Source organism: Arthrobacter sp. B0316-1-20, from assembly GCF_059091865.1.
The window spans coordinates 1-8,020 of record NZ_JBNHHC010000090.1 but is presented as its reverse complement, the minus strand read 5'-3'; the positions used below and the strand labels follow the sequence as shown (position 1 = coordinate 8,020).

The window sequence follows — 8,020 nt, the reverse complement described above, 5'->3', positions numbered from 1 at the left end:
AGAAGGGCGTGGGCGGCGAAGTCCTCGCTTACGTCTGGTAACGGAAAGGAAGAGATTAAATGTCACGTATTGGACGTCTCCCCATCACCGTTCCCGCCGGCGTTGAGGTCAAGGTCGACGGCAACGTCGTCTCCGTCAAGGGCACCAAGGGCGAGCTGAGCCACACTCTGGCTTCGCCCATCACGGTGTCCCTCGAAGAGAACACCCTCACCGTTGCCCGCCCGAACGACGAGCGCGAATCCCGGTCCCTGCATGGCCTGACCCGCACGCTGATCAACAACATGATTGTTGGCGTGACCGAAGGCTACAAGAAGGACCTCGAGATCGTCGGCACCGGTTACCGCGTGCAGGCCAAGGGTTCGGACCTCGAGTTCGCCCTGGGCTTCAGCCACCCGGTGATCGTGAATGCCCCCGAAGGCATCACCTTCGCCGTGGAGGGCGCGACCAAGCTCTCCGTCTCGGGTATCAACAAGCAGCAGGTCGGCGAAGTTGCTGCCAACATCCGCAAGCTGCGCAAGCCTGACCCGTACAAGGGCAAGGGCGTGCGCTACGCCGGCGAACAAATCCGCCGCAAGGTCGGAAAGGCTGGTAAGTAGACCATGGCGATCAGCATTAATAAGAAGCGGACCTCGAAGTCCAAGTCCGCCGCACGCGGCCGCCGCCACCTGCGCGTCCGCAAGCGCATCACCGGTACCGCGGTCCGCCCGCGCCTGGTGGTCAACCGTTCCGCACGCCACATCTTTGTCCAGGTTGTCGACGACAGCAAGGGCATCACCGTGGCTTCCGCTTCCACCATGGAAGCCGATCTGCGGGCCCTCGAGGGCGACAAGTCCGCTAAGGCAAAGCGCGTCGGCGAGCTCGTGGCCGAGCGTGCCAAGGCTGCCGGTGTTGAGGCTGTGGTCTTCGACCGCGGCGGCAACCGGTACCACGGCCGCATTGCAGCGGTTGCCGACGGCGCACGTGAAGGTGGGCTGGCACTGTGACCGCTGAGAACAACGAAAAGGAAACTCAGGTGACTGAAGCAACTGAGACCGCTGCTGCGGGATCCGCTGAGACCACCGCTGCTTCCGGCCAGGATGACCGCCGCGGCGGACGTCGTGGCGAACGTAGCGGTGGCGGCGGCGGCGACCGTGGTGGCCGCGGACGTGGCCGCGACAATGCACGCGATGCCGAGAAGGACAAGTTCCTCGAGCGCGTCGTCACGATCAACCGCGTGTCCAAGGTCGTCAAGGGCGGCCGGCGCTTTAGCTTCACGGCTCTGGTAGTTGTCGGCGACGGCAACGGCATGGTCGGCGTGGGCTACGGCAAGGCCAAGGAAGTTCCGGCAGCGATTGCCAAGGGCGTGGAAGAGGCCAAGAAGTCCTTCTTCCGCGTGCCGATCATCGCCGGAACCGTTCCGCACCAGGTGCAGGGCGAAGCCGCTGCAGGCGTTGTCATGCTGCGTCCGGCTGCTGCCGGTACCGGTGTGATCGCCGGCGGCCCGGTCCGCGCCGTACTCGAGTGCGCCGGCATCCACGACGTGCTCTCCAAGTCGCTGGGTTCGGCCAACGCGATCAACATCGTGCACGCTACCGTCGACGCGCTGCGTCGCCTGGAGGAGCCCCGCTCCGTGGCAGCCCGCCGTGGCCTGCCCCTGGATGAGGTTGCTCCGGCGATCCTGCTGCGCAACATGCAGAAGGCAGGTGCGTAATGACCACACCCAAGAATCTGACTCCGTCGGATGCACAGTTGGAAATCACGCAGATCAAGTCCGTCATTGGCGGCAAGCAGAACCAGCGCGACACGCTGCGTTCACTGGGCCTGAAGCGCATCGGACACACCGTTGTCCGCAGCGCCGATGCAGTGACCGTCGGCATGGTCAACACTGTTTCTCACCTCGTGAAGGTTGAGGAGGCGAAGTAAAGATGGCAGAAGAGAACAAGACTCTCAAGGTCCACCACCTGCGTCCTGCCCCCGGTGCCAAGACCTCCAAGACCCGCGTTGGTCGTGGCGAAGGCTCCAAGGGCAAGACCGCCGGTCGCGGTACCAAGGGTACAAAGGCCCGTTACCAGGTCAAGGCTGGCTTTGCCGGCGGCCAGTTGCCGCTGCACATGCGCCTGCCGAAGCTGCGCGGCTTCAAGAACCCGTTCAAGGTGGAATTCCAGGTTGTGAACCTGGACAAGCTCAATGAGCTGTTCCCCGAGGGCGGCGACGTGACCGTGGAGGCCCTGGTGGCCAAGGGTGCGGTTCGCAAGAACCAGCCTGTGAAGGTCCTGGGCACCGGCGACATCACCGTCAAGGTCGATGTGAAGGTTGACGCCTTCTCCGCCAGTGCCGCTGAGAAGATTGCCGCCGCTGGCGGCACCGTGACGGCGCTCTAGCAGCCCGTACCGGGTGCAGTCTTTTAGCAGCCCCTGACTGAACTCGTGGTGGCCGGCATTCGCCGGTCGCCACGAGTTCAGCTGCTTTAAAGGCACACGACGTATTCTTTAATCCGTTTAATGCGAACGGGCCGAGCCGATAGACTCGGATCTTGTGACTTGCCGCGCAGCGGCATCAGAAACTTTTTGGGAGGACGCTTGCTTAGCGCAATTGGCCGGGCATTCCGGACGCCGGACCTGCGGCGCAAGTTGCTGTTCACGCTGGGGATCATGACGGTCTACCGCGTGGGCGTATTCATCCCGGCACCGGGTGTGGACTATGGCAACGTGCAGCAGTGTCTGGCGCTGGGCAACACCAGCGGCGGGCTGTATCAGTTCGTCAATCTGTTCAGCGGCGGCGCGCTGCTGCAGGTGTCCATCTTCGCCCTCGGCATCATGCCGTACATCACCGCCAGCATCATCGTGCAGCTGCTTCGCGTGGTCATCCCGCGGTTCCAGGAACTGCACCAGGAAGGCCCGCAGGGCCAGTCCAAGCTGACGCAGTACACCCGTTACCTGACCATCGCACTGGGCCTGCTCAATGCCACGACGCTGGTGTCGCTGGCGCGGTCCGGTGCATTGCTGGGCAACTGCCCGGTTCCGATCATCCCCGAAGACAACCTGATTGTGGTCAGCCTGATCATCCTGACGCTGACCGCCGGCACCGGCTTGATCATGTGGATGGGCGAGCTGATCACCGAAAAGGGTGTTGGCAACGGCATGTCCTTGCTGATCTTCATCTCGATCGCCGCCGGTTTCCCGAGCTCGCTGGGCGAGATCTGGAACACCCAGGGCGTGAACGTCTTCCTCGGCGTGCTGCTGGTCGGCCTGCTGACTGTGGCCGCGGTGGTCTTCGTGGAACAGTCGCAGCGCCGTATCCCGGTGCAGTATGCCAAGCGCATGGTGGGGCGCCGCACCGTCGGTGGCACCAGCACCTACATTCCGATCAAGGTCAACATGGCCGGCGTCATCCCGGTGATCTTCGCGTCGTCGATGCTGTACCTGCCGTCGCTGATCGCGCAGTTCAACACGCCGACCGACGGCACCACCGCGCCGCCGGAGTGGGTCAACTGGATCAACACGTACCTGGTCAGCGGGGACTCGCCGTTCTACATGGCGGTCTACTTCTCCCTGATCGTCTTCTTCACCTACTTCTACGTGGCCATCACCTTCAACCCGGAGGAAGTCGCGGACAACATGAAGAAGTACGGCGGCTTCATCCCCGGCATCCGGGCAGGCCGCCCGACGGCGGAGTACCTGCAGTACGTGCTGGCCCGGATCACGCTGCCGGGTGCGCTCTACCTGGGCATCATCTCGCTGATCCCGCTGATCGCACTGGTGCTCATCAACGCCAACCAGAACTTCCCGTTCGGCGGCGTTTCCATCCTCATCATGGTTGGTGTGGGACTGGAGACCGTCAAACAAATCAACGCACAACTACAGCAACGGCACTACGAAGGACTTCTGCGATGACACAAATGCTCATTATCGGCCCGCCCGGATCCGGCAAGGGCACCCAGGCCTCCCGCATTTCCGACCGGCTGGGCGTCGTCGCGATCTCCACCGGAGACATCTTCCGCGCCAACGTCAAGGAAGAGACGCCGCTCGGCGTCGAAGCCAAGAAGTACATCGACAAGGGCGAGTTTGTGCCGGACAGCGTCACCAACAACATGGTGCGCGATCGGTTGAAGCAGCCGGACGCCGCCGACGGCTTCCTGCTGGACGGCTACCCCCGCACCAGCGGCCAGGTCGACGAACTGGACAACATCCTGGCCGAGGCCGGCTCGCAGCTGGACATTGTCCTGCTGCTGACCGCGGACGACGACGAACTGGTCAAGCGCCTGCTCGGCCGCGCCGCGCAGGAAGGCCGCAGCGACGACAACGAGACAGTGATCCGTCGTCGGCTGGCCCTGTACCACGAGGAAACCGCCGTCGTCGTGAACCGTTACGAGGAGCGCGGCATTGTGGCCACCGTCGACGGCATCGGCGACATCGACGAGGTCACCGAGCGGATCATGACGGCGCTCAAGGCCGTCACGGCCTGACACCGAGAGAGTTAGAGACAGCCCATGGCGTTCCGCCAGCCCAGCATCGAATACAAGACCAACGACCAGATCCGCAAAATGCGCACCGCCGGTCTGGTGGTCAGCCGCGCCCTTGACGCTGCGGTGGCCGCTGCCGTCCCCGGTGCTACCACGGCGGACGTGGACGCGGCCTTCGAAGCGGTGCTGGACGAAGCCGGCGCGAAGAGCAACTTCAAGGGCTACCACGGCTTCCCGGCGACGGTCTGCGTTTCCGTCAACGAGGAAGTGGTCCACGGAATCCCCGGCGGCAAGGTGCTCCAGGACGGAGATATCCTCTCGGTCGACGGCGGCTGCAGCGTGGATGGCTGGCACGGCGACTCCGCACGAGGAGTGATCGTGGGCACCGCCGATCCGGAAGACCAGCGGCTCTCCGATGTCACCGAGGAAGCCATGTGGCGGGGCATTGCCGCCCTGGTCAACGGCCACCGCGTGGGCGACATCGGCAACGCGATCGATGACTACGTGTCCTCCGTGCCCGGCAAGCCCTTGGGCATCCTGGAGGACTACGTGGGCCACGGCATCGGCACCGCCATGCACCAGGCCCCGGATGTGCTGAACTACCGGACCAACCACCGCGGGGCGAAGATCCGCCCGGGGCTGTGCCTGGCCATCGAACCGATGCTGGTGCGCGGGGACATCGAGACCAAAGTGTTGGACGACGACTGGACCGTGGTGACCACGGACGGCTCCCGATCCTGCCAGTGGGAGCACACCGTGGCGGTGCACGACGGCGGCATCTGGGTCTTGACGGCTGAAGACGGGGGAGCGGCACGGCTGGCTCCGCTGGGGGTCACCCCGGTGCCGCTGGACTGACGCTCGGCTCCCTGGCCCGACTTCTTCACCCGAAGACCGGTCCCGCTGGATCGATCGTCCAGCCGGACCGGCCTTCGGGCGTTTAACGCATTTCCCCGAAAGGATGTCCCGCACCATGATGGGATCCCACCACGCTCTCTCCGGCGCCGCCGCCTGGATCGCCCTCACCAGCCAAGTGCACGTGCCGCTGGATGCCATCACGACGCCGATGGGCTGGGGCGAGCAGAGCCTCACCTTGGGCTGGGGGCTGCTGGATGTGGGGCCGCTGGGCCTGATCACCGGAGCCATGGTGACCGCCGGCGCCGCGCTGGTGCCGGACGCCGACCACCACAACGCCACCATCGCGCACTCGCTTCCGCCGCTCTCCAATGCAGTCTGCGCCGGCGTGGGCGCAGTGGCCGGCGGACACCGCCGCGGCACGCACTCGCTGATCGGGTTGGCCGCCTTCGTGGCGATCGCCTGGCTCGCCGGGCTGTGGACCATGGAGACCGAATGGTTCGGCACCGTATATCCGGGCGCCGGCATCTTGTGCGTGCTGCTGGTGGCTTTCGCTGCCAAGGCGCTCAAGTTCCTGCCCGACGGGCTGCAGAAAATACCGTGGGCTGTGGGCCTGTCCGTGGCAGCGTTCATCGCGCTGTATGCACCGGAACAACAGAACTGGTTCCCGCTGGCCATGGGCATCGGCGTGGTGATGCACGTGCTGGGCGACATGCTGACTACCGGGGGAGTGAACCTGCTCTGGCCGCTGCGCATCAAGCCGCCCAAGGTATGGCGCCGGGTCCCGCTGCTGAACACCATCTGGCGGCGGAACGGCTACTTCGCCCTGCCGCTGCTGGGCAATGCCGGCTCGGTCCGCGAATGGGCGCTGCTGGTCCCGGTCAGCGCCTACGTGGTGGTCCTGCTGGCCGGGGCGTGCCTCGACGTCGGCCAGCAGAGCATGGTGGCGTTCGGCGCAGGCTGACTTCCTCGGCCCTCCGGCCGACCGTACGGGATGCATGGGAACAACCAAAGGAGAAACTGGATGAACCGGAAGCCGAAGCGCATTGACGGGAAAGCCGTTGTGCTGGTGGTGGTTGTTGCCGCGCTCTTCGGAAGCGTTCTGCTCCCGGCGGTGAACGCCGGCTTCGCCCTCGTCGCCGGCGTCGGGGATGAGACCGAGCCGAGCATCCTCTTAGCAGCCGTTATCGGCGTGCTGACCGCCTCCTTCGCTGGCGTGGGCGTCGCCGCGTTGCTTCGGCGCAGCCGACGGAACAAGTCCTGAACGCCGCCGCGCGGTCGAGGGGATGCGACGCGCAGCTGCGACACTGAATGCCCTCATCCTTGCTCCGGCGCAGTTGCCGGGCGAGGATGAGGCCATGGCTTCTTCGATCAGCGATGTGCCCGGCATCCGCGTGGGCCAGGTCCAGAAGACCGGCGACGGCTGGTTCACCGGCGTCACCGTGGTGCTGCCGCCGCCCGGCACCGTGGGCGCCGTGGACGTGCGCGGCGGCGGGCCCGCCACACACGAAACCGACGCGCTGGATCCCACCACACTGGTGCCGACCGTGGACGCGGTGGTGCTGACCGGCGGCAGCGCGTTCGGGCTGATCGCGGCCCACGGGGCACAGCGCTGGCTGGAGGAACAGGGGCGCGGCTTCCGCACGGCCAATGCCGTGGTGCCGATTGTCCCGGCGGCAGCCATCTACGACCTGGGCCGGGGCGGGGACATCACCGCCCGCCCCGATGAGCAGATGGGGTACGACGCCGCTGCCTCCGCCGGCACGATGCAGGACTTCGGCGCGGTGCAGCGCGGCAATGTCGGCGCGGGTACCGGAGCGGCGATTGGCTTCCAGCAGTACAAGGGGGGAGTGGGGACCGCTTCGCTGCGGATGAGCGGCGCCAACGACTCCGTGGTGGTGGGCGCGCTTGCGGTGGTGAACGCCGCGGGATCGCCGTTCCACGGTCCGTCCGCCGAGCAGGCTGCCGGTCTCCAAACGGGCGCTGCGCGCCCTGGTCGACCACCGGGGTTGGAGGGCGCCGCGGTTCGACCGGGGCTCGGGGCCTCGGCCGCCCCGCTGAACACCACCCTCTGCGTGGTGGCGACCAACGCGGTGCTGGACCCGGCCCAGGCCAAACGGACCGCGTCCGCCGCGCACGCCGGTCTGGCCCGGGCGCTCAGCCCGTCGCATACGTTGATGGACGGGGATGTCGTGTTCGCCCTGGCCACCGGGCAGCAGCAGCTGGTCCAGGAGGGCCCGATGGATCCCCGGGCCGAACTCCACGTGCTGGCCGCGGACGCAGTCACCGCTGCCATCAGGGACGCGGTGGTGAGCGCCGAACGGGTGGAGGGCTCCGGCATCGTACTGGAAAAGTACCAATACCCGGACTGAGACATCCCGCGCCAGTCGCCGCGCCGGGGCAGTGGCTGCGCACAGTGCCCCGGCATGCATCATCCCCAAGCGCCCCGGGCCGCTGCCCACCGTTATCCGGATTTAACTTAATCCCGCATCCGGAGTACAGTTGTCTGTTGGTTGTCTCTACTTTCATGCCCATCTTCGGGTGCATGGCGCCCGCGAAAGCCGTTTGGATTCGTACGGCGTCAGTGGGGTGTAGCGGCAAGCAAAACCCAAAAACTAGCCACCGCGCGAGCGATGGTTACTGACGTTAGCGGAGGATATGGCTAAGAAAGACGGTGTCATTGAGATTGAAGGCACTGTGCAGGAGGCTCTGCCCAATGCGATGTTC

At 65.7% G+C, this 8,020-nt stretch carries 11 protein-coding genes and 1 pseudogene; all 12 read left to right on the top strand.

Going from position 1 to position 8,020, the window contains the following annotated elements; translation table 11 throughout:
- Positions 1 to 59: 59 nt before the first annotated feature.
- Complete coding sequence (gene rplF / locus AC5RW2_RS38910) at positions 60 to 596, top strand: 50S ribosomal protein L6 (protein ID WP_493941550.1); 537 nt, start codon at positions 60 to 62, stop codon at positions 594 to 596.
- Between the two features lie 3 nt (positions 597 to 599).
- The gene (gene rplR / locus AC5RW2_RS38905; protein ID WP_493941549.1) at positions 600 to 983 is read left to right on the top strand and encodes a 50S ribosomal protein L18; all 384 of its coding nucleotides are present in this window, start codon (positions 600 to 602) and stop codon (positions 981 to 983) included.
- Positions 980 to 1,690 (top strand): 30S ribosomal protein S5, encoded by a 711-nt coding sequence (gene rpsE, locus AC5RW2_RS38900; protein ID WP_493949472.1) that lies wholly within the window; start codon positions 980 to 982, stop codon positions 1,688 to 1,690. The genes rplR and rpsE overlap by 4 nt, the downstream gene beginning before the upstream one ends.
- A complete protein-coding gene (rpmD, locus tag AC5RW2_RS38895) occupies positions 1,690 to 1,902 on the top strand; it encodes a 50S ribosomal protein L30 (protein ID WP_127511076.1) in 213 nt (70 codons plus the stop codon). The genes rpsE and rpmD overlap by 1 nt, the downstream gene beginning before the upstream one ends.
- Positions 1,903 to 1,904: 2 nt before the next feature.
- Positions 1,905 to 2,360, top strand: a complete 456-nt coding sequence (gene rplO / locus AC5RW2_RS38890) for a 50S ribosomal protein L15 (RefSeq protein ID WP_493963116.1) — start codon at positions 1,905 to 1,907, stop codon at positions 2,358 to 2,360.
- 198 nt (positions 2,361 to 2,558) lie between these two features.
- A complete protein-coding gene (gene secY, locus AC5RW2_RS38885; protein WP_493949473.1) occupies positions 2,559 to 3,872 on the top strand; it encodes a preprotein translocase subunit SecY in 1,314 nt (437 codons plus the stop codon).
- Positions 3,869 to 4,444 carry an adenylate kinase gene (locus AC5RW2_RS38880; protein WP_493949474.1) on the top strand — a complete coding sequence of 192 codons (576 nt, stop codon included), beginning with the start codon at positions 3,869 to 3,871 and terminating at the stop codon, positions 4,442 to 4,444. Before secY ends, AC5RW2_RS38880 begins: the two co-directional genes overlap by 4 nt.
- 24 nt (positions 4,445 to 4,468) lie before the next feature.
- Entirely contained in the window at positions 4,469 to 5,296 is an 828-nt protein-coding gene (gene map / locus AC5RW2_RS38875) for a type I methionyl aminopeptidase (protein ID WP_493963115.1), read from the top strand.
- Positions 5,297 to 5,411: 115 nt separating this feature from the next.
- Positions 5,412 to 6,257: a metal-dependent hydrolase gene (locus AC5RW2_RS38870; protein ID WP_493963114.1), complete on the top strand. Its 846-nt coding sequence runs from the start codon at positions 5,412 to 5,414 to the stop codon at positions 6,255 to 6,257.
- A 60-nt stretch (positions 6,258 to 6,317) separates the two neighbouring features.
- A complete protein-coding gene (locus AC5RW2_RS38865) occupies positions 6,318 to 6,557 on the top strand; it encodes a hypothetical protein (protein WP_493949477.1) in 240 nt (79 codons plus the stop codon).
- 94 nt (positions 6,558 to 6,651) lie between these two features.
- Positions 6,652 to 7,665 (top strand): P1 family peptidase, encoded by a 1,014-nt coding sequence (locus AC5RW2_RS38860; protein WP_493963113.1) that lies wholly within the window; start codon positions 6,652 to 6,654, stop codon positions 7,663 to 7,665.
- A 286-nt stretch (positions 7,666 to 7,951) separates the two neighbouring features.
- Positions 7,952 to 8,020, top strand: a pseudogene (locus AC5RW2_RS38855) (translation initiation factor IF-1); the annotation flags it as partial.

What these genes read in the sequence shown, in the direction of transcription:
- rplF (WP_493941550.1), top strand. Translation starts at nt 60, where the DNA reads ATGTCACGTATTGGACGTCTCCCCATCACCGTTCCCGCCGGCGTTGAG.
- rplR (WP_493941549.1), top strand. Translation starts at nt 600, where the DNA reads ATGGCGATCAGCATTAATAAGAAGCGGACCTCGAAGTCCAAGTCCGCC.
- rpmD (WP_127511076.1), top strand. Translation starts at nt 1,690, where the DNA reads ATGACCACACCCAAGAATCTGACTCCGTCGGATGCACAGTTGGAAATC.
- rplO (WP_493963116.1), top strand. Translation starts at nt 1,905, where the DNA reads ATGGCAGAAGAGAACAAGACTCTCAAGGTCCACCACCTGCGTCCTGCC.
- AC5RW2_RS38880 (WP_493949474.1), top strand. Translation starts at nt 3,869, where the DNA reads ATGACACAAATGCTCATTATCGGCCCGCCCGGATCCGGCAAGGGCACC.
- map (WP_493963115.1), top strand. Translation starts at nt 4,469, where the DNA reads ATGGCGTTCCGCCAGCCCAGCATCGAATACAAGACCAACGACCAGATC.
- AC5RW2_RS38870 (WP_493963114.1), top strand. Translation starts at nt 5,412, where the DNA reads ATGATGGGATCCCACCACGCTCTCTCCGGCGCCGCCGCCTGGATCGCC.
- AC5RW2_RS38865 (WP_493949477.1), top strand. Translation starts at nt 6,318, where the DNA reads ATGAACCGGAAGCCGAAGCGCATTGACGGGAAAGCCGTTGTGCTGGTG.
- AC5RW2_RS38860 (WP_493963113.1), top strand. Translation starts at nt 6,652, where the DNA reads ATGGCTTCTTCGATCAGCGATGTGCCCGGCATCCGCGTGGGCCAGGTC.